General features: G+C 53.5%; 20 protein-coding genes. 6 read left to right on the top strand and 14 right to left on the bottom strand.

From position 1 onward, the window contains the following. Nucleotides 1-2 precede the first annotated feature (2 nt). From ctaD to lexA, 3 genes are all read right to left on the bottom strand, one after another. On the bottom strand, nt 3-1,589 hold the full coding sequence (gene ctaD / locus LJ739_RS12155; RefSeq protein WP_229160874.1) for a cytochrome c oxidase subunit I: 1,587 nt from the start codon (nt 1,587-1,589) through the stop codon (nt 3-5). Nucleotides 1,590-1,599: 10 nt separating this feature from the next. Next, nucleotides 1,600-2,712 carry a cytochrome c oxidase subunit II gene (gene coxB, locus LJ739_RS12150; protein WP_229161201.1) on the bottom strand — a complete coding sequence of 371 codons (1,113 nt, stop codon included), beginning with the start codon at nt 2,710-2,712 and terminating at the stop codon, nt 1,600-1,602. A gap of 353 nt (nt 2,713-3,065) precedes the next feature. Next, nucleotides 3,066-3,689: a transcriptional repressor LexA gene (lexA, locus tag LJ739_RS12145; protein WP_229160873.1), complete on the bottom strand. Its 624-nt coding sequence runs from the start codon at nt 3,687-3,689 to the stop codon at nt 3,066-3,068. 327 nt (nt 3,690-4,016) lie between these two features. Here lexA and plsB point away from each other — a divergent pair, with 327 nt between their 5' ends. After that, nucleotides 4,017-6,470, top strand: coding sequence for a glycerol-3-phosphate 1-O-acyltransferase PlsB (gene plsB, locus LJ739_RS12140; RefSeq protein ID WP_229160872.1), 2,454 nt, complete (start codon nt 4,017-4,019; stop codon nt 6,468-6,470). An 11-nt stretch (nt 6,471-6,481) separates the two neighbouring features. On the opposite strand, the gene ilvA is transcribed toward plsB, so the two are convergent. Genes ilvA through LJ739_RS12125 form a run of 3 tightly spaced genes read right to left on the bottom strand, consistent with a single transcriptional unit; the run spans nt 6,482 to nt 10,827 of the window. After that, a complete protein-coding gene (gene ilvA, locus LJ739_RS12135; protein ID WP_229160871.1) occupies nt 6,482-8,020 on the bottom strand; it encodes a threonine ammonia-lyase, biosynthetic in 1,539 nt (512 codons plus the stop codon). Nucleotides 8,021-8,023: 3 nt separating this feature from the next. Continuing rightward, a complete protein-coding gene (gene ilvD / locus LJ739_RS12130; RefSeq protein ID WP_229160869.1) occupies nt 8,024-9,871 on the bottom strand; it encodes a dihydroxy-acid dehydratase in 1,848 nt (615 codons plus the stop codon). A 17-nt stretch (nt 9,872-9,888) separates the two neighbouring features. Continuing rightward, the gene (locus LJ739_RS12125; RefSeq protein WP_229160867.1) at nt 9,889-10,827 is read right to left on the bottom strand and encodes a branched-chain amino acid transaminase; all 939 of its coding nucleotides are present in this window, start codon (nt 10,825-10,827) and stop codon (nt 9,889-9,891) included. A 422-nt stretch (nt 10,828-11,249) separates the two neighbouring features. Here LJ739_RS12125 and LJ739_RS12120 point away from each other — a divergent pair, with 422 nt between their 5' ends. Both LJ739_RS12120 and LJ739_RS12115 read left to right on the top strand, forming a co-directional pair. After that, the gene (locus LJ739_RS12120; protein ID WP_229160865.1) at nt 11,250-11,873 is read left to right on the top strand and encodes a trimeric intracellular cation channel family protein; all 624 of its coding nucleotides are present in this window, start codon (nt 11,250-11,252) and stop codon (nt 11,871-11,873) included. A 59-nt stretch (nt 11,874-11,932) separates the two neighbouring features. Continuing rightward, nucleotides 11,933-13,468, top strand: a complete 1,536-nt coding sequence (locus LJ739_RS12115) for a YifB family Mg chelatase-like AAA ATPase (RefSeq protein ID WP_229160864.1) — start codon at nt 11,933-11,935, stop codon at nt 13,466-13,468. Here LJ739_RS12115 and ilvY read toward each other — a convergent pair. Beyond that, nucleotides 13,431-14,312 carry an HTH-type transcriptional activator IlvY gene (ilvY, locus tag LJ739_RS12110; RefSeq protein ID WP_229160863.1) on the bottom strand — a complete coding sequence of 294 codons (882 nt, stop codon included), beginning with the start codon at nt 14,310-14,312 and terminating at the stop codon, nt 13,431-13,433. The genes LJ739_RS12115 and ilvY overlap by 38 nt on opposite strands. A gap of 126 nt (nt 14,313-14,438) precedes the next feature. On the opposite strand from ilvY, the gene ilvC reads away from it, so the two are divergent. Together ilvC and LJ739_RS12100 are read left to right on the top strand one after the other, a co-directional pair. Next, nucleotides 14,439-15,923, top strand: coding sequence for a ketol-acid reductoisomerase (ilvC, locus tag LJ739_RS12105; protein ID WP_229160862.1), 1,485 nt, complete (start codon nt 14,439-14,441; stop codon nt 15,921-15,923). Nucleotides 15,924-16,497: 574 nt separating this feature from the next. Then, on the top strand, nt 16,498-16,830 hold the full coding sequence (locus LJ739_RS12100) for a hypothetical protein (protein WP_229160861.1): 333 nt from the start codon (nt 16,498-16,500) through the stop codon (nt 16,828-16,830). A 37-nt stretch (nt 16,831-16,867) separates the two neighbouring features. On the opposite strand, the gene LJ739_RS12095 is transcribed toward LJ739_RS12100, so the two are convergent. The 6 genes from LJ739_RS12095 to LJ739_RS12070 form a co-directional block, all read right to left on the bottom strand. After that, nucleotides 16,868-18,106 carry a multidrug effflux MFS transporter gene (locus LJ739_RS12095; protein WP_229160860.1) on the bottom strand — a complete coding sequence of 413 codons (1,239 nt, stop codon included), beginning with the start codon at nt 18,104-18,106 and terminating at the stop codon, nt 16,868-16,870. A 97-nt stretch (nt 18,107-18,203) separates the two neighbouring features. Then, a complete protein-coding gene (locus LJ739_RS12090) occupies nt 18,204-20,126 on the bottom strand; it encodes an alpha/beta hydrolase family protein (protein WP_229160858.1) in 1,923 nt (640 codons plus the stop codon). Nucleotides 20,127-20,225: 99 nt separating this feature from the next. Next, a complete protein-coding gene (locus LJ739_RS12085) occupies nt 20,226-22,847 on the bottom strand; it encodes a TonB-dependent receptor plug domain-containing protein (RefSeq protein ID WP_407646781.1) in 2,622 nt (873 codons plus the stop codon). 190 nt (nt 22,848-23,037) lie between these two features. Continuing rightward, entirely contained in the window at nt 23,038-23,622 is a 585-nt protein-coding gene (gene can / locus LJ739_RS12080) for a carbonate dehydratase (protein WP_229160856.1), read from the bottom strand. Between the two features lie 148 nt (nt 23,623-23,770). After that, nucleotides 23,771-24,346 carry a hypothetical protein gene (locus tag LJ739_RS12075; protein WP_229160854.1) on the bottom strand — a complete coding sequence of 192 codons (576 nt, stop codon included), beginning with the start codon at nt 24,344-24,346 and terminating at the stop codon, nt 23,771-23,773. Beyond that, nucleotides 24,336-24,833, bottom strand: coding sequence for an RNA polymerase sigma factor (locus LJ739_RS12070; protein WP_229160852.1), 498 nt, complete (start codon nt 24,831-24,833; stop codon nt 24,336-24,338). Before LJ739_RS12070 ends, LJ739_RS12075 begins: the two co-directional genes overlap by 11 nt. A gap of 134 nt (nt 24,834-24,967) precedes the next feature. On the opposite strand from LJ739_RS12070, the gene LJ739_RS12065 reads away from it, so the two are divergent. Next, nucleotides 24,968-25,225, top strand: coding sequence for a hypothetical protein (locus tag LJ739_RS12065; RefSeq protein WP_229160850.1), 258 nt, complete (start codon nt 24,968-24,970; stop codon nt 25,223-25,225). On the opposite strand, the gene LJ739_RS12060 is transcribed toward LJ739_RS12065, so the two are convergent. Further along, nucleotides 25,222-26,148 carry a DMT family transporter gene (locus LJ739_RS12060; protein WP_229160848.1) on the bottom strand — a complete coding sequence of 309 codons (927 nt, stop codon included), beginning with the start codon at nt 26,146-26,148 and terminating at the stop codon, nt 25,222-25,224. The two genes, LJ739_RS12065 and LJ739_RS12060, sit on opposite strands and share 4 nt — an antisense overlap. Between the last annotated feature and the right edge of the window lie 25 nt (nt 26,149-26,173).

The following is a 26,173-nucleotide window of genomic DNA, read 5'->3' as shown; positions in this document are numbered from 1 at the left end:
GCTTATTTCACCACCGGCGGCGTTTCAAAGGTGTGATAAGGTGCCGGAGACGGAATTTCCCACTCCAGACCTTCAGCCCCTTCCCAAACCTGATCCGAGACCGGTTCACCCTGTTTGCGGCAGGCCTTAATGACCACGGCCAGGAAGATCAGCTGTGACAAACCAAAGGCAAAGCCACCGATACTGATCCACTTGTTAAAATCAGCAAACTGCAGGGCATAGTCTGGAATACGTCGTGGCATACCGGCCAGACCGATAAAGTGCATCGGGAAGAACAACACATTGACCGAAATCAGTGAACACCAGAAGTGCCACTTGGCCAATGTCACATCGAACATTTTTCCGGTCCACTTGGGCAGCCAGTAATACACTGCGGCCATAATGGAGAACACCGCACCACTGACCAGCACGTAGTGGAAGTGCGCCACCACAAAGTACGTATCATGGTATTGGAAATCCACCGGTGTGATGGCCAGCATCAACCCGGACAAACCACCAATGGTAAACAACACGATAAACGCCAGTGCAAACAGCATTGGCACTTCAAAGGTTAACGATCCCCGCCACATGGTAGCGACCCAGTTAAACACTTTCACCCCGGTCGGCACCGAGATCAACATGGTCGCAATCATGAAAAACAGTTCGGCGGCTACCGGCATCCCGGTAGTGAACATGTGGTGCGCCCACACGATGAATGACAACAGGGCAATGGACGTGGTGGCGTACACCATCGATGCATAGCCAAACAGCTTTTTGCGCGAGAAGGTCGGAACAATCTGCGAGATGATGCCGAAGGCTGGCAGGATCATGATGTACACTTCCGGGTGACCGAAGAACCAGAAAATGTGCTGGAACATCACCGGGTCACCGCCACCGGCAGCGTCGAAGAAACTGGTACCGAAGAATTTATCCGTCAATACCATGGTCACCGCGCCAGCCAAAACCGGCATTACCGCAATCAGCAGGAACGCGGTGATTAACCAGGTCCACACAAACAGCGGCATTTTCATCCAGGTCATGCCCGGCGCACGCATGTTCCAGATGGTTACGATCACGTTGATGGCACCCATGATCGATGAAATACCCATGATGTGTACCGAGAACACAAACAGCGCGGTTGAATCACCACTGTAGGTGGTTGAAAGGGGCGCGTAGAATGTCCAGCCGAAAGCCGGACCGCCACCTTCCATAAATAATGACGCCAACAAAATGATGAACGCAAACGGCAGTATCCAGAAACTCCAGTTGTTCATCCGCGGCAGGGCCATATCCGGCGCACCAATCATCATCGGCACCAGCCAGTTTGCCAGACCGGTAAAGGCCGGCATCACCGCCCCAAAGACCATGATCAGACCGTGAACGGTGGTCATCTGGTTGAAGAAATTCGGTTCAACAATTTGCAGACCCGGCTGGAATAACTCGGCACGGATCACCATGGCCATGGCACCACCGACCAGAAACATGATGAAAGCAAACCACAGATACAGGGTACCGATGTCTTTATGGTTGGTGGTGAAGATCCACCGCTTGATGCCGGTTGGCATATGGTGATGATGATCGTCGTGAGCGTGTTCTGTTGCAGTACTCATTGCCAACCTCCTATTGTCCATTCATGACGGCGTTTACGTCTTTGGCTTGTACCGTGTCACCGGTATTATTGCCCCAGGCGTTTCGCTCGTAGGTGATAACTGCAGCCAGTTCTTTCAGGCTCAATTGCTTGCCGAAGGCTTGCATTGCGGTGCCTGACTTACCATTGACCACAATGTCGATGTGCGCTGGCATATCGTTGAGTGCCATGTCACTGCCCTTGAGGGCTGGGAATACACCGGGCAACCCTTCGCCGTTTGGCATGTGGCACGCCGCACATGACGTGTTATAGACCCGTTCGCCGACACTCATCAGCTCTTCCATGCTCATGTTCATGGCCAGCAGTTTCTGTTCTTCTTCTTTGGCTTTGCGCTGAATCGCTTCCTGCTCACTAACCCAGGCCTCATATTCGGCCGGATCTTTGGCAATCACCACCACCGGCATAAAGCCATGGTCCTTGCCACACAATTCGGCACATTGGCCGCGGTAAATGCCGGGTTGATCCACACGGGTCCAGGCTTCGTTGATAAAGCCGGGGTTGGCATCTTTCTTAACCGCAAAATCCGGTACCCACCAGGAGTGGATAACGTCATCTGAGGTGATCAGGAAACGCACTTTCTTGCCGGTTGGGATCACCAAGGGACGATCGACTTCCAGCAAGTAGTTCTCGCCTTTCGCAAATTTGTTTTGAATTTGTTCAGGTTGGGTTGCCAGTAACGAGTAATAAGACAGATCTCGGTCCATGTACTTGTAATGCCATTTCCACTGGCTGCCGGTGACCAACACAGTCACATCCGCCTTGCTGGAGTCTTCCATTGCAATCAACGTTTTGGCCGCGGGCACGGCCATAAAAATGAGGATAATAAAAGGCACCACCGTCCAGGCGATTTCGACTTTGACACTCTCGTGGAAATGGGCCGGTTTTGCGCCGCGGGATTTGCGGTGAAAGTACATGGCATAAAACATAACGCCAAACACGACCAAAGCTATCGCCACACAGATGTAAAACATCAACATATGCAGGTCATAGACCTGACCGCTAATGTCCGTCACCCCTTTGCTGAGGTTTAATTGGTATTGATCCTTCTGCGCACCACTGTCTGCAAACGCAGTGACGCTTAGCAGGGACCCGAGTACGCCATACAACGTGTTTTTCACCCAACACCTCCTGTTGTTATCAGTCTTATTTCCAGGGGAGAAAAGACGCAGAAACCCATTCCACCGTACTAAGCCTAGTTAATGAAATGACCGACTGTTGTTATCATTTTGTTAAGAGACGATTAAGAATTACTCAAACAGGGGGGGCGAGTCTAGTGTTTTTGATAAAAAAACACCCATCTGGGTATTTTTTATACAGTCAGCGACAAGAATCGAACGGTGGCTTAAGTGATTAATATAGATATGATTTTCAGGCATAAAAAAACCATCCTGATGATCAGGATGGCTTTAAGAAGGCCGTAGAAGGGGAATCGTTGGTATTACATCCAATCGGCGTTGCGGATCACGCCCACGGCAATGCCTTCAATATTGAATGGCTGCGTTGCCAGGTCGACTTTGATCGGCGCAAAGGCGTCGTTTTCAGCATGCAGCAAAACTTCCTGCCCTTTACGTTCCAGGCGCTTCACCGTTACGTCGTCATCGACTCGCGCGACGACTACCTGACCATTGCGCACATCCGTGGTGCGGTGCACCGCCAGCAGGTCGCCGTCGAGAATACCAATATCTTTCATACTCTCGCCGTAAACCCGCAGCAGAAAATCGGCATTTGGATGGAACAGATTCGGGTCCACTTTGTAGTGGGACTCTACATGCTCCTGGGCCAGGATTGGCTCACCGGCAGCGACCCGACCAATCAGCGGCAGTCCGGCTTCTTCTTCCACATCGTCCAATGGCATATTCAGTTTAATGCCCCGGGACGTTCCCGGCAGGATCTCAATCACCCCTTTTCGGGCCAACGCTTTGAGGTGTTCTTCGGCTGCATTGGCAGAACGAAACCCCAGTTGGCGGGCAATTTCTGCACGGGTGGGCGGCATGCCGGTTTGCGACATGGTGGATTTGATCAGGTTCAACACTTCTTCTTGGCGCGGAGTTAGTGGACGCATAAACAGCCTGTTTTTTCATACAGTTTTACTGGCAGTATATACAGTTATTGCCTCAGTGCAAACCTTATATACGATTTGCAACACGCCGATAGCCAACAATCTTCACAATCGGTGACTCACACATAAGATTTTGTCCAACAAGGCTTTTCAGCGATAGCAGCACGTTCCTGATCGTCTCACCGCAAGCTAAGACGACGATGAGGTAGTGGTTTCATTGACCAACCGAACGTTGATGTCATCGAAACAACAGGAAACACGATAGTAAAAGAAAAACACCGATGAAAATGCTATGCTTCGCGGGTTTTGAGTTTCAGAGGTATACCCGGTATGGCATGGCTGCACAATTTGCTGCTGGCTTTGATCAAATTCCCCGTACAATGGTTGGTAAAAGCAAACAGCATTCCCGCCGACCTGTCCAAAGAATTGGGGATCGATAGTAACAAACCGATCATTTATCTGTTGCGCACCCACTCGGTGACTGACCAGTTGGCGCTGAAGATGTCAGCCACGTCGCTGGGGTTACCCACGCCGCTGGGTACGATGTCGGTGGGCGGTGAAGCCTTGCCTGCCTGTCTGTTTCTGCAGCAGCCGCAAAAAGTGTTTCGTCGCCGCCAGGGAGAAACAGACATTACCGAACAGGTTGAGCGCCTGTTCCACCTGCACCGTCAGAACCCCGATATCGATATTCAGATCGTTCCGGTGTCGATTTTCTGGGGCCGTGCGCCTGGCAAAACGTCGTCCGGCTGGTCGGAATTGCTGGCCGACGTGGCATCGCCCAGTTGGTTGCGTAAATTCTTTATCGTGCTGTTTTTAGGCCGCGATAATTTCGTCTGTTACAGCAAGGCAGTGTCCAGCCGCGCGATGAGCAACCTGCAGGGCAGCGACCAGGAAATTGCCCACAAACTGAAACGGTTGGCAGGCACTCACTTTCACCGCAAGCGCCAGACAATAACAGGGCCAACATTGCTGGAACGCTCGGAGCTGTACTACGCCATTCTTGGTTCCGAGAGCGTGAAACGGGCCATTGCCGAACAAGCGAAAAGCAAAAAGCACGGTCCGGACAAAGCCCGCCAGATGGCCCGGGAATACATAGATGAGATTGCCGCCGACTACCGTGAAGGCCTGATCCGAATCGGTGATCGCATTCTGACCCGGATCTGGAACAAGATATACAACGGCATCGAAGTACGCCACGCAGAGCGTGTTCGTCAGTTGGCCCAGAACGGCCACGAGATTGTTTACGTGCCCTGTCACCGTAGCCACATGGATTATCTGCTGCTGACCTACGTCATCTATCACGAAGGCTTGGTGACGCCGCACATTGCCGCGGGCATCAACCTGAATTTCTGGCCGGTGGGTGGCATCTTCCGCCGCGGCGGTGCGTTTTTCCTGCGCCGCAGCTTCGCCGGCAACAAGCTTTACACCGCGGTGTTCCGCGAATACCTCGAATTGCTGTTCAACAAAGGCTATTCGGTGAAGTATTACGCCGAAGGCGGTCGCAGCCGTACCGGCCGTCTGCTGCCGCCCAAAACCGGTATGCTGGCGATGACCGTGCAAGCGGTAGCGAAAGGGGTTAACCGCCCGGTCAGCATCGTACCGGTGTACATCGGCTATGAGCATGTCATGGAAGTGGCCAGCTACCTGAAAGAACTCAAAGGCAGCAGCAAAGAAAAAGAATCGGTGTTCAAACTGTTTTCGGTGGTGCGCAAACTGAAAAACTATGGCACCGGCTTTCTCAATTTCGGCGAACCTATCCAGGTCAGCAACTTCCTCGATAAGCAGGTGCCGAACTGGCGAGATACGGTAGAAAAAGACAGCGACAAAAAGCCCAGTTGGCTGACCCCAACAGTCAATCAGTTGGCCAATGATGTGATGACCCGCATCAACCAGACTGCCGCCATCAGCGGTATGTCGTTGTGTGCCTTGTGTCTGCTGTCGGCCAAGCAGCGCGCCATGTCGTTGCGCGAACTGGAGCAAGCCCTGGATGACTACCTGGCCCTGCTGCGGGCAGCGCCTTACCACAAGCTGGTTAGCCTGCCGGAGCAAAGTGGCGCCGAGATTGTGGCCAACACCCTGAAGCTGAACAAGCTGACGGTGTCTGAAGACAGTTTTGGTCCGATCATTTCATTGGACCGCAGCACCGCCGTGCCGTTGACCTACTATCGCAACAACATTCTGCATCTGTTCGCCTTGCCAGGCCTGATCAGTGCCTGCGTGATTGCCCACAATGGCATGGAGAAGACCAAAATCCTCGACCATGTACGATTGCTTTACCCGTTGCTCAAGCGCGAATGGTTCCTTCACATGACCGATGAACAGGCGATCAGCTATGCAGAAACCCTGATCGATCAAATGAAAGAGCAGGGCCTGTTACGCCAGCAAGGTCGCAAGATCATGGCGATTGAAGCCGCCTCCCAATCCTTCTATTCGGTGTGGCTGCTACACCGCGCCATCCAGGAAACATTGCATCGCTATGCGGTTGTGTTGAGCCTGCTGGCCAAAGAACAAACCATGAGCCGAAACGCACTCGAGAAGCAGAGCCAGCTGTATGCCGAGCGCCTATCCTCATTGCATGGCATCAGCTCGCCAGAGTTTTTCGACAAGAATGTTCTGGCCACCTTTATCAATGCCCTGCGGGAAAACGACATTATCGACAGCAGTGATGATGGCCAGTTGCAGTTCAGTGACGCCAGTGAAGCATTGCGTCACCAGGTAGTCGCCTTGATTGCGCCGGAAATTGGCCAGCGGCTGGAACACTTGAGTGGCATGGCGCAGCGTTAAGCTGCGCCCCATCAGCGCTTGTGATTGGATAAAAAGAACTGGTAAGCCGGATTATCGGTTTGTTCCTGGGCAAGGTAACCAAGTGCTTCAAGGTGTTGATCAAACGCCTCTCTGGCCCCTTCAGGAATACTGAAACCCGCTAACACCAGCCCTTCTGCTGCACCGTGATTACGGTAGTGGAACAGCGTGATGTTCCACCGTTCACCCAGGGTGTCGAGAAACTTCATCAACGCACCGGGGTGTTCCGGAAACGCAAAGCTGAACACATGCTCGTCCAATAACGCCGGCGGACGCCCCCCGACCATATAACGCACGTGCAACTTGGCCAGTTCATTGTCGGATAAATCAAACCAGTCATACCCTTGTTGCTGCAGTTCGTCGGTCAACGCCAGCAACTCTTCTCGTCCCTGACGCAACTTGAAGCCAACAAAAATGTGCGCTTCGGCGTCACTGGCATAGCGGTAATTAAACTCGGTAATGATACGCCCGCCAATCAACTCACAAAACTGCTTAAAAGCACCCGGACGTTCCGGAATACGCACCGCAATCACCGCTTCTTTCTGCTCGCCCAGTTCACAGCGCTCCGACACGTAGCGCAAGGTGTGGAAGTTGATGTTGGCACCGCACAAAATACCGGCCAGCCGCTTGCCTGACACCTGGTGTTGCTGCACATACTTGCGTATCCCAGCCACCGACAGTGCGCCGGCTGGCTCTGCAATTACCCGGGTGTCGTCAAAGATGTCTTTGATTGCCGCGCAGATTTCATCACTGGACACGGTGATCACGTCATCGACGTATTGCTGACACAACCGGAACGTTTCCGAGCCAATGGTTTTTACCGCCACGCCGTCGGCGAAAATGCCCACCGACTGTAGGGGTACCGGCTCACCCGCTTCCAGTGCAGCTTGTAAGCAGGCGGAATCTTCGGCTTCCACCGCAACAATGGTCAGGTCCGGGCGCAGTTGCTTCAGATACACACTGATCCCGGCCGCAAGCCCGCCGCCACCGACGGCAATAAACAGAATGTCCAGATCAGGGTGCTGTTCAAGGATTTCCCGACCAATGGTGCCTTGTCCGGCAATCACATCGGGATCATCGAATGGTGGGATCAGGGTATAGCCCTCATCCCGGGACAGCCGCTTCGCTTCTTCGCTGGCGGCATCAAAACTGGTGCCATGCAGCACCACATTGACCCACTCACCACCGAAGGTGCGTACGGCATCCACTTTGATATCAGGGGTGGTTTCCGGCATCACAATGGTGGCGCGGATCTCTTTGATACGGGCCGAATATGCCACGCCCTGGGCATGGTTTCCTGCTGATGCAGCCACCACGCCGCGTGCCAGTTGCTGTGCCGACAAGTGGCATAGGCGGTTGTACGCCCCGCGCAACTTGAAGGACTTGACCGGCTGCTGATCCTCTCGCTTAAGCCAGATATCATTGCCCAGAGAGGCAGACAATTTGTCCAGGTGTTCCAGCTCGCTGTTGACCGCCACGTCGTAGACCGGCGCCAACAGGATCTTTTTCAGGTACTCGTGTGCTTCAATCACCCTTTACCCCTCCAGCTTGGACGGGTCACGCACGGCCCCTTTGTCGGCACTGGTGGCCAGCATAGCAAAGGTTTTTAACGCCAGAGACACCTGGCGGTCACGATTCAGGGGCTGCCAGGGCTTGTCCCGTTGCTCCATGGCCTCGCGTCGGGCAGACAATTGCTCGTCACTGATCATCAAATTGATACGCCGGTTAGGAATATCAATCGCGATGGTATCGCCGTTTTCCACCAGCGCGATAGCACCGCCGCTGGCGGCTTCAGGGGAACAGTGGCCTATCGATAAACCTGACGTGCCACCGGAGAAACGGCCATCGGTCACCAAAGCACAGGCTTTACCCAATCCTTTGGATTTGAGGTAAGACGTGGGGTAGAGCATTTCCTGCATGCCAGGCCCGCCTTTGGGACCTTCGTAGCGAATGATCACCACTTCACCGGCCTGCACCTCGTCGTTGAGAATGCCGTTGACAGCATCGTCCTGACTCTCATAAATGCGCGCAGGGCCGCTGAAGACATGGATGGATTCGTCCACCCCGGCGGTTTTTACAATACAACCATTCTCGGCGATATTGCCGAACAATACAGCAAGCCCCCCTTCCTGACTGAAGGCATTCTCGACACTGCGAATGCATCCTCCCTGGCGGTCTGTGTCGGCTTCATCGTAGCGGCAATCCTGGCTGAAGGCTTTGGTGGTGCGGATACCCGCAGGACCGGCCCGATAAAAAGACAATGTCTGCTCGTTTGGGTTGTTGGCAATGTCGTAGCGGTCGATAACATCCGCAATGGTGCCTCCGAGCACATGACCAGAGTCGTTATTCAATAAACCTGCACGCTTAAGCTCTGCCAGGATCCCCATCACACCACCGGCGCGATGGACATCTTCCATGTGATATTGCTGGGTGGCAGGAGCCACTTTGCACAAATGAGGCACATTGCGGGACAAGCGGTCGATATCGGCCATGGTAAACGGCACGTCACCTTCCATTGCAGCGGCCAGCAGGTGCAAAATGGTATTGGTCGAGCCGCCCATGGCAATGTCCAGACACATGGCATTTTCAAACGCCGCGAAGGTGGCTATGTTGCGTGGCAACGCACTTTCGTCATCATTGGCGTAGTAGCGTTGACACAAATTGACGATTTCCCGGCCCGCCTGCAAAAACAACTGTTCACGGTCAGCATGGGTGGCCAACAACGAGCCATTGCCGGGCAGGGACAATCCCAGAGCCTCGGTCAGACAGTTCATTGAGTTGGCGGTAAACATACCGCTACACGAACCGCAGGTCGGGCAGGCCGAACGCTCAATTTCCTCACTGTCTGCGTCAGACACCTTGGGATCGGCTGCAGCAACCATGGCATCCACCAGATCCAGTTTGATGATGTCTTTTGACAGCTTGGTCTTGCCCGCTTCCATCGGTCCGCCGGACACGAAAATAACCGGGATATTCAGGCGCATCGCTGCCATCAGCATGCCGGGGGTGATCTTGTCGCAGTTGGAAATACACACCAAAGCATCGGCACAATGGGCATTGACCATGTACTCCACCGAGTCGGCGATGATCTCCCGGGAAGGCAAGCTGTACAGCATGCCATGGTGACCCATGGCGATACCGTCATCCACGGCAATGGTATTAAACTCTTTTGCCACTCCGCCCGCAGCTTCAATACTGCCCGCCACCAATTGTCCCATGTCTTTGAGGTGTACATGGCCAGGAACAAACTGGGTAAAGGAATTGGCAATCGCGATGATTGGTTTGCCGAAGTCCTTATCTGTCATTCCGGTGGCGCGCCATAAAGCGCGAGCACCGGCCATGTTACGGCCTTGCGTTGTGGTGGCCGAGCGGAGTTTTGGCATGGTGTTACCCTTCTAGTTTACGATTTATCATATACGGGGGTTAACCACCCCCACTTGTCCGGTGTTTTACCGTTAAACAGGCCGAAGAACATGTCTTGTACCTGCGCGGTGATCGGGCCACGTCCGCCGTTGCCGACCTGAATACCGTCCACACTGCGTACCGGCGTCACTTCAGCGGCGGTACCGCACATCAGGATTTCGTCAGCCACGTACATGGATTCCCGTGGAATGTTTTCTTCACGTACTTCATAGCCCATTTCTTTGAGCAAGGTGATCACCGTGTCGCGGGTGATGCCCGGCAAAATGGCGGCAGTTTTTGGCGTGGTCGTGACCACGTTATTGCGGATCACGAAAATGTTTTCACCGGCCCCTTCGGACACATAACCATTGCGGTCCAGCGCAATACCTTCACCGTAGCCGTGACGACGGGCTTCCATCGAAATCAGCTGTGAAGACAGATAGTTACCACCGGCTTTTGCACCGGTAGGCATGGTGTTCGCGGCCAGTCGGTTCCAGCTCGAAATACCCGCATCAACGCCGTTTTTCAGGGCTTCTTCACCCAGATAAGCACCCCACTCGAAGGCCGCGATGCTGACTTCGGTTTCCTGACCGAAAGGCACTTGCAAGCCCATGCCGATGTCACCGTAGTAGGCGATGGGTCGGATGTAAGCGGATTTCAGGTTATTGGCACGGATAATGTCCATGGTGGCCTGATTGATCTGATCCAGGGTGTAGGGGATGGTCATGCGGTAGATTTTGGCCGAGTCGAACAAACGACGGTTATGTTCCTGTAAACGGAACACACAGGTGCCTTGATCCGGCGTGTTGTAAGCACGGATCCCTTCGAATACCGATGAGCCGTAGTGGATAGCATGGGTCATGACATGCACTGTCGCTTTTTCCCATGGAATGATTTCACCATTAAACCAGATGAGTTCTGCAGGTTTTTTCGCCATTGTTTTTCCTTATTCTTGCCTGGGGCACAGAGTCTGTAAAAATATTAACCCTTGGATCATACATGCAAATGCCCGGGTACTGTATCCGCATTTGCAGCTGAGACGGCTGGTCACATCAGTTTTCAGCGCCCCAAAACGAAAAAACCCCCGCTTACACAAGCGGGGGTTCAGGTATCCGGCCTTCAGCCACAACCTACCCCCGCAGCGTTACCACCACTACGTTCACAATAATGTCGATCACATTACCGCACTTGGAATAGGTCATTTGGGCCAAAGCCTCGTATATCGTCACTGTTTATACAGTTACCATGAATGAATGGCGTGGATCAAGCAGCTTTGCGCATCATTGATGCAAAAACGACGATTCACTTGGCGCCTGACAGCCGATATGATGGCGAGCACAACTGCAAGGGGATAACGCCATGACAACCTGGTTTCATTGGATTGATTTGGCCGGGGTGGCCGTGTTTGCCATGTCAGGCACACTGATGGCGTACAAGAAGCACATGGACGGTTTTGGTGTGGTTGTACTTGCCGCCGTCACCGCCATCGGTGGGGGAACCTTGCGGGATATGATCCTGGATTTACCGGTATTCTGGGTCAAAGATCCCAGCTTTTTCTACGCCATTCTGGCAGCGGCGCTGATCACCATCGTGTGGTTGCGGGTAAGCCAGCGCTTTCCATTGCGCTACCTGTTGGTGGCAGACGCCTTTGGTCTGGCGTTCTTCAATGTCATGGGTCTGCAAAAAGCGTTGACTTATGGCGCTTCTCCGTTGGTCGCGATTGCCCTGGGCACCATGACCGGGGTGTTTGGCGGCTTGATCAGAGATGTCATGTGCCGCGAGATCCCGGTGGTGTTAAAAGGTGAATTGTATGCCACAACCTGCATTGCCGGGGGCATTGTCTATCTGCTTTGTGATGCTTTCAACGCGCCGGCCTACACCGCCATGGTCATGGCCATGCTGACCACCCTGTTTGCTCGCCTCGCGGCCATGAAGTGGCATTGGCACTTGCCGGTCTTTGAAGCTGGCACAAAACTCGACTAGGTCGGCCAGACGCTGCGCTACACTCTGGATCAAGACAATCCACCACAAGGATCCGTGGTATGGCAATGGCCGTATTGCATTCCCGAACCACCCTGGGCCTGTCAGCGCCGCTGATCAGCATTGAAGCCCACCTGTCTCCGGGATTACCCAGCTTTCAACTGGTCGGGCTCGGTGACACCGCCATCAGGGAATCCCGTGAACGGGTGCGCAGTGCCATCATCAACAGTGGCTTTGAGTTTCCGGCCCGCCGTATCACCATCAATCTGGCGCCCGCCGACCTGCCCAAAGACGGCGGTCACATGGACCTGGCCATTGCGCTGGCGATATTGGCCGCCCATTATCAGCTAGACACACGCCATTGGCCGTCGCTGGAAGTATTCGGCGAGTTGGGATTAAACGGACAGGTGCGCGCCGTCGCCGGCCTGCTGGCCATGTTGTATCAAGCCCGAAAGGCCAAACACCGGTGTATTATCCCACCGGACAATCAGACCCAGGCAGCGCTTGTCGATACACAAGACATTGGCGTCGCAACGGACTTGCAACAGGCATTTCTGTCCCTCGAGCGCGGTACGCCTTTGCCCGGTGTCCAACCCGTCCACTCACCGGTTGCGCCGCAACAAAACACGGATCTTAACGATGTCATTGGACAGGCCCATGCCAAGCGGGCATTGGAAATCGCTGCTGCCGGGAGCCACAACATTCTGTTGGTCGGCCCCCCGGGCACCGGCAAGACCTTGCTGGCCAAGCGCCTGCCTGCGCTGTTACCGCCGATGGATGAGAGCCAGGCCCTTGAGCACCACATGCTGCAATCGTTGTGCAGCAACACCGACGAGCCCAACTGGCGAACCCGCCCCTTCCGTCAACCGCACCACAGCAGTTCTGCCGCTGCGTTGCTGGGCGGTGGCAACCTACCACGACCCGGCGAAGTCTCCTTGGCTCACAACGGCATTCTGTTCCTCGACGAATTACCCGAGTTTGCCCGCTCTGTGCTGGATGGGCTGCGCGAACCGTTGGAAAATGGTGAAATTCATATTGCACGGGCCAAATACAAAGTGTGTTTTCCGGCCCGCTTTCAACTGGTGGGCGCAATGAACCCCAGCCCGACCGGCGCGTTGAACGATGGACGCAGTACGACCGATCAGGTGTTGCGCTACCTGCAGCGTTTATCCGGTCCACTGCTGGATCGTTTTGACCTGCAGGTCGATGTACCCTTGGTACCTGCCAATGAACGACGACAAGTCAAGCAACCTGCAGACGACTGTAGCGATGCGGTACGTAAACGGGTGGCTGCTGCCCATAACCGTCAACAAGCCCGCAGCGGCTGCAGCAATGCCCGGCTGACGCCACCGCAGCTAACCGAGTTTTGTGCCCTGGGCGATGATGAACAAGAATTTTTGCACACCGCTATCGAGCAATTGGGGCTTTCAATGCGCAGCCACCATCGCGTATTGCGGGTAGCCCGCACGATTGCAGATTTGGCCGGCACAACAACCATACAGCGGGTTCACCTTGCAGAAGCATTGAGCTATCGGGCTCTGGACACAATTTTTCGTCAGCTTAACCCGGCAACTGCCATGCCTGCGCGGCCTCGTTAAACAGCGCTTTGATGGCGGGTTCCTGGGCGCGTTTTTGCAGACAACACAGCCCCAGCGGATAGTCCTCTATATTCGGAATAGCGATGCGGCTGACCGACTGGCCTGCGATGGAATGATCCACCACCACCTGCGGCACAATACCTATTCCGCAGCCCAGTGCGACCATGCTGACGATGGCTTCATTGCCACCGACGCTGGCATACACCCTGGGCCTGATCCCTTGCTCGGCAAACCAATGGTGAACAATACGTTTTGACGGTCCCGAGTCGGGTAAGATCATCGGATGCTTGCGCCAGTCAACCTCACTGAGGCGGGTCAACCCCAGGGCTTTGGGTGCAATCAATAGCAAAGGAATATGATCCAACAATAAGAAACGCAGCTCAGCCGGAAAATCCGGCGTATGAATTGCGATGGAAACATCAACGGATTGTTCGGTGACCCTGCGCACCGACAATGCCGGATCGCCGGTATCCAATTTCAATTCCACTTGCGGATGTGCGCGGCGAAACCGATTGAGTATCGAGGGCAGGTGACTGAGACTGGCGGTTACCGAGCAGAATAAACTCAGTTCACCGCGCAAAAGCTGCTGCTGTTCATCCAACTCCCCGTGCAACAACTGCCACTCTTCCAGTATGCGTTGACAACTGGCCAGCGTGCGCCGCCCCGCGGCCGTTAACGTGACACTGCGGTTATCACGCACAAACAAGGCGACCCCGAGGCTATCTTCCAGACGCTGGATAGCGCGGCTAAGTGTCGACGGACTGACGTACATCGCGTCTGCTGTTTGGCCAAAATGTAGCGTTCCGGCCAGATGCTGGAACAGTTGAAGTGTCTTTAAGTCCACGCCGCGCCTCGTTATTGCACAAAATGAAATACTATCTTGCAAATATATCATTTTCCACAACAAAACCGTTCTACTATCCTCACCCCACAAGATCGTCACTGACTTGATGTTTGGAATAGGATCACCATGGCTAATTACTTTAATACGTTGTCGTTACGTCAACAGTTGGACCAGCTTGGCCGCTGTCGCTTTATGCAGCGCGAAGAATTCGCAACCGGCTGCGATTACCTCAAAGGCAAGAAAATCGTTATTGTCGGATGCGGTGCGCAGGGCTTAAACCAGGGCCTGAACATGCGCGACTCTGGTCTCGACGTTTCCTACGCTCTGCGTCAGGCAGCCATCGATGAAAAGCGTGAGTCTTTTCAACGGGCGACCAGCAATGGGTTTACGGTCGGCACGTATCAGGAGCTGGTTCCCCAGGCAGATGTGGTCTACAACCTGACACCCGACAAACAGCACAGCAGTGTTGTCGAAGCGGTAATGCCGTTGATGAAGCAGGGCGCTACGCTGAGTTATTCCCACGGCTTCAACATTGTCGAAGAAGGTCAGCAGATCCGCGCCGACATCACCGTTGTGATGTGCGCGCCGAAATGTCCGGGCACGGAAGTGCGCGAAGAATACAAACGCGGATTCGGTGTACCGACGTTGATCGCGGTTCACCCAGAGAACGATCCAGAGCAAAAAGGTTGGGACATTGCCAAAGCATTGGCCTCTGCCACTGGCGGCGATCGGGCTGGCGTACTGGCATCTTCCTTTGTAGCCGAAGTGAAATCCGATCTGATGGGTGAGCAAACCATCTTGTGCGGCATGCAACAGACCGCAGCCATTCTGGCCTACGACAAAATGGTTGCCGATGGCATTGACCCTGGTTATGCCGGCGCGTTGATCCAATACGGCCTCGAAGCCATCACCGAAGCACTGAAAATCGGCGGTGTGACCCACATGATGGACCGTTTATCCAATCCGGCCAAACTGCGCGCTAACGCGTTGTCTGAAAACTTGAAGGCGACGTTGCGACCGCTGTTCGAGAAACATCAGGACGACATCATGAGCGGCGTCTTTTCCAGCACCATGATGGAAGACTGGGCCAACGGTGATGCTAACTTGCTGGCCTGGCGCGAAGAAACCGGTCGCAGCGGCTTTGAACAAAGCCCTGTGTATGACGGGAAAATCGCCGAGCAAGAGTATTTCGATCATGGCATCTTCCTGGTAGCGATGATTAAAGCGGGTGTGGAGCTGGCCTTCGATGTGATGGTAGAAGCGGGGATTCTGCCCGAGTCGGCCTACTATGAATCGCTGCACGAAACGCCGTTGATTTCAAACACCATCGCCCGTAAGCGCCTGTATGAAATGAACGTGGTCATCTCCGACACAGCCGAATACGGCAACTATTTATTCGCCAATGCCGCTATCCCATTGTTGCGTGACAAGATAATGCCGACCCTGACCAGCGAAGACATCGGTAAAGGTTTGCAACTGTCCAATAATGGTGTGGACAACAAAACCCTGGTTGAGGTGAACAAGACCATTCGCCAGCACGGTGTCGAAACCGTGGGTGAACAATTACGCGGATACATGACCGACATGAAAGCGATCGTCGAGAGTCATTGATCTCACGGCCAGCGATGGCCTGACAGTTTCTGTCGTTAGGTGCTTTACTAAGCCCTTTTACCCGGTCCTTGTGGCCGGGTTTTTTCTGTCTGCGCAAAAATGACACTTTAATGACGGAAAATATTTTTCCCAGCCCGCCTGTAAGCCGCTAAGATTCTGGAAAAAATCCAAAAAAAGTGTAGAAATACACTGCCACTGCCGATATGGTAGCAAACGGGTTTATTTTGCCGTTTTAAGCCGTTCAACCGAGTCGCATTATCGGTGTTATCCCCAGATAAATGGGGGGTTTCAGGGACTGTCGGCGAAAAGTGACAGCGAACCATTTTTTACATTTTTGGTCTTAGTGCCTGATTTTAATAACAATAATACCGGACAAAACGCCACCTTCACGGAAGAATTGCCGTTTGGCCGCCTTTTGGTGTCGCCGAATGGAGACTGTTTTTTATAACGTAATTTTCTAAGCCACCGCCTGTAAGGCTCTGAGGTTATGGCCTGAGCCTTGCTTTGTCTTCCGGTGGTCCGTCGTTATGAGTCCTGAATGAAGATGCAAGTGTGACTTGCAGGAGAAAAATAGATGAAATCTTCAATATCACGTTTCACCCAAATGGATGATTGGATTTTTGAAGTAAAAATGGTTCGAGCGCTGCGCGTGCAGAATTATGGTGACCCCTACACCGCCGTTGCAACCCTGACGGCAAATGGGGATCAGATGTACATAGACAGTCAGTTGACACGTGAAGCCGAAGACTTCACCCGTCAGGACTTTATGACCTTTTATCGCTTTTGTCAGGCACTGGAAATGAAGAGTTTCCACTACGACAAAATGAAAAATGGTGTGCGTCATCCACGGGTTGTGGACATTGTCGAAAACCTGCATGCACCACGCTCCGTGCGCCTGGTGAAGTAACGCCCGCAACACATCCTCGATGAAGGCAGCTCGGCGGTCAGCAAATATTGTTATGCTGATTGGCGTCTGCCCATTTCACCGCCAGATAAGCCAGTACCGAAAACAGTAAGAATCCAACCGCGATAGGCGTCATGGTGTGCTGCACAAAACTGCCAATCACGATGGCGACCGGCACCGACAGCAAACTGCTCAATGAGCCAATGATGGCCGCGCCCAGTCCTGCCATTTCCCCCAACGGATGCATGGCCATGGAGTTCAGATTGCCAAACAGGATACCGACGCAGAAAAAGGTCACAAACAGTACCCCCACCAGCAGTGCCAGCGGTGGCAGGCCCTGATAGTTAACGGCCAACGCACACAACACCACAGAGCCAACGATGACGCCTTTCAGCGCGGCCAGTGACAAACGCAGCATACCCAGTCGCATCACCAGCTTGCCGTTTACAAACGAAGCAAACCCGATCGAAAAAGCCAACACTGCAAAAAAGGCCGGAAACCATTCTCCCACCGCATAGATATCCTGAAACAGTGTTTGCGAGCCACTCAGATAGGCCAGAAACGCGCCGAAAATGCACCCCATCGCCAGGGTGTACCCCATCACCTGGCGATGGGTCAGAATAAATCTGGAAGACACCCACAACTGCTGCCAGCTGAACGGGACCCGCTGCGATGCTGGCAGGGTTTCAGGCTGACGAAGGTAAAACCACACGCCCAGTCCGGCGCCAAAGATCAAAAATGAGGTGAAAATGTGCTGCCAGGAAGCAAACCACAGGATGGCCTGGCCAAATACCGGCGCCAGCATCGGTACCAGAATGAACACCATCATGATAAACGACATCACCCGAGCCATTGCATCGCCCGCGTACTGGTCCCGGATCAGTGCCAGCGACGCAATCCTTGGACCGGAGACACCAAACGCCTGTACCACACGGCCAAAAAGCAGTACGGTCATGTCTTTGGCCAACATGCAAATCACCGTGCCGATGGCAAAGATCACCAGCCCGGAAATGATCGCAAACCGCCGTCCCTTGGCGTCAGACACGGGTCCATAAACCAACTGCCCCAACGCCATGCCTAAAAAGAACAACGACACGATCAGGTGATCCTGTTGCGGACCACTGGAGTGTAAATCCTCTCCAATCAGACTCAGCGCCGGCAACATCGCATCGATACTCAGCGCCACCAATGACGTCATAAACGCCATCAGGATGATGAACTCAACCAGGCCCAGGGCGGGCTTAGTGTTGGGCGCGGTGGAAACGTGTGGGGTACTCATAGTCTACTGCCGGGATGATTAAGCCCGGCAGTATAACATTGCCGGGCCCTGATGACGCAGCCCTTCATCGTTTAATGGTGCACAAACATCGCAGGCGCTATTTAGCCAGGTGGGTGTGCAGAAAGGCATCCATGGCGCGGAAAAAGCGGTGACGGTTGCCCTGTATTGACAGGTAGTGGTCGCCCTGAGGTAACAAGATATATTCCACGTCTTTATCTTCATCTTCCAGCGCATCGGCCATTAGCGCCGATTGGCGCTTGTCCACGACCCGATCATCTTCGCCGTGTACCAACAAAATCGGCGTCTTGATCGATTTTGCATGGTAATAAGGCGAGCGGGCCTCCATATCATCGCTGTCCGTACCAATCTGGTTACGCACAAACTTCAAGCCCACATAACGACGATGGTGTGAAATCAATTCAGGTAAATCGCTGACGCCGGCGAAGCTCACCGCACACTGAAACAGGTCCGGCGTCTTGACCGTTGCCATCAATGCCGCATAACCACCATAGCTGGCACCAACAATGCACATACGATCCTTTTGCGCAATGCCCTGCTCGACCAGCCAATGAGCGGCATCGGTCAGATCATCCTGCATCGCCAGCCCCCAGCCTTGCATCTGTTGCTGGGCAAAGGTGTAACCATAGCCGGTCGAACCGCGGAAGTTAGGCCGAAACACCGCATACCCCCGACTCAGAAAGTAGCTGGTCCAATAGTCAAAGCCACTGACATCTCGGGCACCGGGACCACCATGAGGATGCAAAATGGTCGGTACAGGGCCATCCTGTCCTGCCGGGCGACTCAGGTAGCCTTCGATACTCACCCCATCACGGGCCTGATAGGTAACCAATCGCTGGGTTCCCAAATCGGTCGGTATCTCGGGGTACTGTTCAAATACCAGCTCCAAGGTGCCTTTGTCACGGTCACCAAGGAAATAAGCCCCAGGCATGTTGCTGGTTTCCGAATACATCAGATAGACGCGCTCGTCGCGGCTGAAATCCACCAGGTAATTGTCAAACTCCGGTAAGGCTTTATTGAGGCCGTCCAATAACCGTTGCCGGTCACCTTTCCAGTAAATGCGGCCGGTGGGTGAATTGAGGTGTGTGATGCCGATGACCTCTCCGGTTGCGCTGGAATAGATCAGGCGACCATCGGCGTCGTAGTCCGGGTCTTTGTAGACCAGGGTCTGCTCTTTACTGCGCAAATCCATCGATTTGATCACTTTACGGTCATTCTCGAACACCGCGAAATACAGAATATTGGGGTCCAAATCGAAGCCCAAGGGTTCAATGCCCGGCGCTTTCAGGGCGTCATATTCGTACAGTGACTGCCACTCTTCGCTGTTTGCCTGGCGCACGTAAATGACGGCTTCACCGGTACGGTAACTGAGCTTTTCGCCCAATCGCACGCGGTGTTGCTGGTCTGTCATAAACCAACGGATCTGACGCTTGCCTTTCTCTACCCGGGATTTCGCCCCGGTGTGTACATTCAGCTTGTACACCGAAGGCTGGTTTTGAACGTCGAGATCCACCTCTATCAGCACATGGTCAGGATCATCGGGCAAATCATCAATCACCTTGTCCTGAAATTGCGAGATGTGATCACGAAAGCTGTGCGGTTTGATCAGTACCGTCGGCTCGGGGTTTTCATGCTCGACATTGATCGACAACAGGCGGGTCTCTTTGGTATCCACACCACCGCGATTGTCGGCAAACCGGACACTGAACAAAATCGTGCTTTCGTTGACCCAACGCAGCCAGTTGATACGGGCGTTGAGGTTGTCCGACGAAAACAGATAACCCTGCTCTCCGGTGGTGCGATCTTTCCAGCCCATCACCGTCACTTCCGGTTGCTGTGCATTGTGCAAGTACGCAATTCGGTTGCCGGAAGGGGACAGACTGGGTCGGGTAAACTGGGGTAATTGTGAAAAAGCTTCTACAGGAACCTTGGCGGCGGTGGTGGCTGCAGCCGACATAACAACGCACTGGCAGAGCACCAGCGCCCATAGCATCCGTGACATGGGACATCTCCTTTAATCGTGCCAGGAAGTATACCGTTTATGTGCCCTGTGCGCCAAAAAAAAGGCGCCCGAAGGCGCCTCTATAACTGATTGGCTCGCTTAGAAGCGATAGGTCGCTTTGGCGTACATGAAGCGGCCCTGACCACTGTGGGTGGTGTTCACAAAGCCCATAAAGTCGTGATGACTGTACGGGGGTTCTTCGTTGAACAGGTTGGTTGCCCCCACGGTCAATGTGGTGTTGTCGAAGCCGACATAGTTCACCACCAAATCCACGGTGGTCATTGCATCGACGGTTTTGTCGCCAAAACCGGCATCCGCACTGCCGTCAAACTCACCAATGTAGTTGACAGCCACCGACGCACTCCACACATCGCGGGACCAGTCCATCGCTGCGGTGTAACGCACCTCGGGCTGTTCAAATTCACCTTCCTGGCGATTCAGACGACGTCCACCGTCCACACTCGGACGGTACTCTTCATACTTCAACACATAGTTCATCACGTAACTGAAGCGGAAGTCGCCCATGTCGGACTGCAGGGTGTAACCCACATCCAGATCAAGACCGGTGGTCTCCAGGTCTCCGATGTTTTGAAACGAGTCGTAAATGCGTACCACTTCGCCGGGATCGCTCGGGTTAGACGTGGGTAAACGCTCTACAACAGAGGAGTCGGTACCGAAATTGGTGAAAACAAACTGGGTATCAGAATCAATGATGTCCTCAATATCGTAACTGTAGTAGTCAATTGAGAAATCCAGATTGTCAGTGACTTCATAGATCAGACCGATATTGTAGTTTGTCGACTCTTCCGGCCCTAGGTCCGGGTTACCGGCAAAAATAGCTGTATATTCCTGGGGCTGACAACCCAGTCCTACAGCATTACAACGGGCAGTATCGACCAGGTTTGGTGACTCATCGGTACGACCAAGGCCCAGTTGATGCAGCGACGGCGCGCGGAACGCGGTGCCATAAGAGCCACGAATCGACAGAGTATCCATCGGTGTCCACAGGAACGAGATTTTCGGATCCGTGGTGGTACCAAAATCACTGTAATCTTCATGACGCAGGGCAAATTGCATCTCAAAGGTGTCTGACACTGGCACGATCACTTCGGCAAAAATCGACGTGCTGTCACGACTACCGTTGGCCTGGGTGGCTTCGGTACCGAACACTTCACCACGCAGGTATTGCTCATCCGGGTTATCCGAAATGGCTTCTTCGCGGTACTCCGCACCGATGGCCATCATCACGTCCATCTCACCGATTTGGGCGATAGGGCCGGAGAACACCAAGTCCAGAGACTTGTTGGTGGATTTACCGATACGAGTGGTGGTGGTTTCGATGTAGTCCAGTGCTTCCTGGGAGTTGGACGAGGGCTCAAAGGGGTTCCAAAGCTCACTGTCGATGGCTTCCTGGATACGGCGGGAATTCGGGAACCCGTCCACACCACGCTCTACCGACTCACTTTTGATGTAGCTGTACGCGGTTTCCCAGCTCCAGTCACCAAATTCACCTTCCAGACCCACAATGGCGCGGTAATAATCGGTATCGACGCGCTTTTCACGGTTACCGATATCCACGGTACGACGACGCATGGTCAAATCCTGACCATAGAACGGGTGGGTGGGGTCATCGGCAAACGGATGATTGGCGTTATCACCGGACATGAACAACTCGTTGAAACTCGGGCTACCGGCACCACGAACAACCGATTTGGAGTTCTGCCCACTGAACTCGACGAAAGCACGCATGTCATCATCCAGCTCGTAATTACCCAGGTAGATGTAACTCAGGCGCTCGGCATCGGGGAACATGCTCATGTAGGGCGCATAATCATAGCGACACAGGTTATTGGCGCGATCGATGTCCTCTGCAGGGCAGGTGTCATTGCCAAATTCGTCGATGATGCGGTTGGTCGGGTCTGACGCCAACGCAATGGTACCCGGAATGCCCGACGAACTGCGGAAGTCCACCGCATCAGGGTCGTTGGGACGCAATGCCGCCTGGTTGGAAGAACGGCTGTAGTCGCGATCAGCATAGAGGACTTCTTCGCGATCGAAATAATCCAGAATAAAGGTATGGCTGGCTTTATCGGTCGCCGTGCCGAACATCAGGCTAAGGTTTTGCTCCTTGCCACCGCCATCGGCGGTATCACCGATTTTGGCACTGACTTCCACACCTTCGAAATCGTCTTTAAGAATGATGTTGATAACCCCGGCGATGGCATCAGAACCGTAGGTAGCGGAGGCACCGTCTTTTTGAATATCAACCCGTTTGATGGCGGACAGCGGGATATTGTTGATATCCACAAATGCCGTATCGATGCCTTTGGCAAAAGGCGATACAGACACGCGGCGACCGTTGATCAGGATTAAGGTGCTGTCGGCACCCAGTCCACGCAGAGACACGCTCGAACCACCGTTAGCAGTATCATCAGAGCTGTTGCCCTGGGTCGAGAAGGTACCCTGACCAGAAATCGGCAACTTGGTAAACAAGCCGATAAGATCGGTTACGCCGGTATTGGCAATCTGGTCTGCGTCTATGGAGGTGATCGGCGAAGGTCCGGCCAAATCGGTTCGCTTGATCAGCGAGCCGGTGACGCGGATTTTCTCGATGCTATCCTGTTCCTGTTCTTGTTCCTGTGCGACAACGACAGAAGATGTGAGAGCGAGATTCACTGCAGCTGCAGCGACGGCAATCTTCATTTTCGTGTTTTTGTTCATGGATTTTCCCTTTTATTATGTGGTTTTCGCCCAAAATACTGTCCGGCGAAATTTTGTTATACCACACTCAAGGAATGGGGGAAGGACTAAAGAGTAAAATCCTTGTTAAAGTTGTTAGTGAATGTTTACATTTGCAGGAGATCGACGTATGTCAGTAAGTTACCGACACACGCCGACGGTACAACGCCGTTTACTGCATATCCAGATTGGTGATTCGACCGTTTTTCAGGCTGTATATCCAGCTGTGAATGGTCAAATCCTGACCACGGGCCCAGGCATCTTTAATGATACTGTTACGCTTCAGGTTGGCCGATTGCTCTAGCACATTCAGTTCACACATACGGGCCGATTTTACAGGGCCTTCCAGAGTGGCCAGTTCGTCACGGTGTTTGTAGGCCAAATCCTTAATATGCCCCAGCCAGTTATCGACAATACCAAAGCCTTTGTCGGTCAGGGCTGCCTCGACACCACCACAACCGTAGTGCCCACACACAATAATGTGCTTCACCTTGAGCACTTCCACGGCGAACTGCACCACCGACAGGCAGTTGAAGTCGGTATGGATGACCTGATTGGCCACATTGCGGTGCACAAAAATGTCACCGGGCAACAAATCGACGATTTGGTTAGCGGGCACGCGGCTGTCGGAACAACCTATCCAAAGGTATTCAGGGGATTGTTGTTTGGACAGCTTGTCGAAAAAGTCCGGGTCGGCGTCGTTGATTTTCTCAGACCAACGCTGGTTATTGTCTAGCAGGTGTTGAATTTCGCTCATGGCATTTGCCCAGATAGGTGTTGATGGCGTCAATTTACTTGAACCCCAGGCACAAGCAAACCTTCAGTAGGTCGAACCACCACTCACTGTAGCACGACCACTGCGCTGATTCGACGACGGCGGACAAAGGTATATAAACCTGGCGTGACTACTGTTCGTGTATTTGTTCCTGCAACTGGCGGGATTCCTGTTCGAAGCGTCGCTCCCGACGCCTTGCCCACAACCACATGGCCGGCAACAGCACGACCAAAATGACGGTCGACGCGATGACTTTGTTCAGCCAACGCTCCATCGGATAGGCGTCCAGCCAATAGACCCCGGCATGCAGAATAAAAAACATCGGCACAAGGGCAATCACTGAATGTCGGGTGACCCGGGCAATCTTAACGTTCCGTCTGGAACGGTTCAGCAACAGGACCAGGTAGTCCTGGGTTGCAATCTCCCGGGTACGCAAAGCATCCCTGCGTTGCCACAGCACATAGCCAGTTAATGGGGTCGCCAGGACGACGATCGCCACCAGCCAGGCAAATTCAAACCAGTGCATGCGTTCGGCCATCAACCATAGCAACAGCGGACCGGTCAACAAGCCGAGGATATCCAAGGTCATGTAGCTTATCTGCTTGTAACGGATCAAACGCCAGTCCCGTCGCAGTTTATCCAGATCGGGATGCTGGGTTTGCTGGCTTTGCCATAAGCGCTGTAGCGGATCAGGGTTATCCGACATGATCAATGTTCTCCATTAGGACCTTACGAGCCCGATTAAGCGTGACGCCAACATTGGTCACCGTCATACCGCTGACGGATGCAATGTCCTGGTAGCTCAATCCTTCCATCATCAGCGTCACTACCTGGCGGCTCTGAAACGGTAACCTGCGTACCGAAGCCAGCAACTGCGCAACTTGCTGATCCTGACTGATTTGATGTTCAGTATTCGTCGGCGCGACCACTTCCATGGCATCACCGTCCTCGTATTGGGTGCGGGGTTGACGGGTGTGGTACGCAATATGGTTCACAGCCTTGTTGTGCGCGATCCGCAAAATGTACGTTTTCAAGCTGCTGTTACCTTCGAAGCGAGGCAATGCCTGCCACAACGCCAGGCTGATCTCCTGCACCAGCTCCTGTTGCAGTGCAGGGTTCGCCTCATAGGTGGCTGCGACGCGACCTAACAATCCGTCATACTCTTTAATGATGTGTTCGAAGGAGGTTTGCAATCCTTTGACGTCCCGATAAAAGGTGTTTTTGTGTTTTGCTCTTTAGTCTGCACGGAGATTTTTTTATTACAACGGATGTAATAAAAAATCCTCGCCATGGACTATCGGTGTGAATCAATCAACGGAGAAGCCCAATGGAGCACCTGTTTCTGACCCTGTTTTTAGCGTCCTTTGCCGGACTGTACTACCTCGCTTTTCGCATCGATACCACCCGTGGATGGCAACTGCGCGCCTGGCTCAATGGCGAGGTCCGGGATCCACGTCCCGGTTGCAACAAACCCCAAAGCAAGAAAAACGACCAAATCGCTGAGCTCAAAAAGCGTATTGAGGTACTGGAAGCCATCGTCACCGAACCCGGTTACAGTATTGATCAGCAGATACGTCGGCTTTAGTCCGGAGCCTTACCCGTTTCGGACGCGAGGGTCGACAACGGTTGGCGCTGCCGGGGCAGCTTCTCCATCGCGATGGCGTTCCCCAGCAGCACCAGCATCACCCCCAATAGGCCACTGATGTGCCATTGATAGCCCTCAAACAGCGTCGACAGTGCCAATGCCACCAGCGGATAAAGCAATACCACATACGCCGCTTTGTCGGAGCCCATTTGTTGCAACAGACGCATGTAGGCACCAAAGGCAAGCACTGAACCAAACAATGACAGATAGAGCAACGACCAGTAGTAATGAGGGTCTGCCGGAAGTGTCAGACGGGCACCACTGATTGCAGCATAGCTCGACAACCACACCAGTCCATAACTCATTGCCCAGAAATTCATCGCCACAACCGGGGTACCGTGATCCAGGATCCGCTCGGAAATCACATTGCCCACTGCCGCGCACAGGAAAGACGCCAGCGCCAGTGATATGCCCAGCCACAACAAGCTATCTTGCTGAACATGGGCAAACTCAGGATAAAAAATACACACCATGCCCGCCAGGCCCAGGGTTGCCCCGACAAGGACCGGAATGCGGATGGGTTTGCCCAATAACAGGCGTCTTAAAAACACGTTGAAATAAATGATCAATGAACTCATCAATGCCACCAGGGCACTGATCACATACTGTTGAGCGTGATACAGCAAGGTATAGTCTAGGGTGTACAGTGCCAGGCCAACCGCCGCCATCTTTACGTGGATATGCACTGGCAGTCGCAATGAAATACGCTGCCAACGACAGAATAGCCCGAGCATCACTGCGGCCAGGGCAAAGCGATAGGCCACTGACAACACCGGATCAACCGTTCCGAGCTGGTAAGGTATGGTTATCCAGGTCGAACCCCAGATACACACACAGATCATAAACAACAGCGGATTTGACACAATGTATCCTCACAAACGTGTGACG

It is taken from the genome of Fluctibacter halophilus (assembly GCF_020687825.1).
Classification (GTDB): domain Bacteria; phylum Pseudomonadota; class Gammaproteobacteria; order Enterobacterales; family Alteromonadaceae; genus Fluctibacter; species Fluctibacter halophilus.
This window is presented reverse-complemented; position numbering and strand designations above follow the sequence as displayed.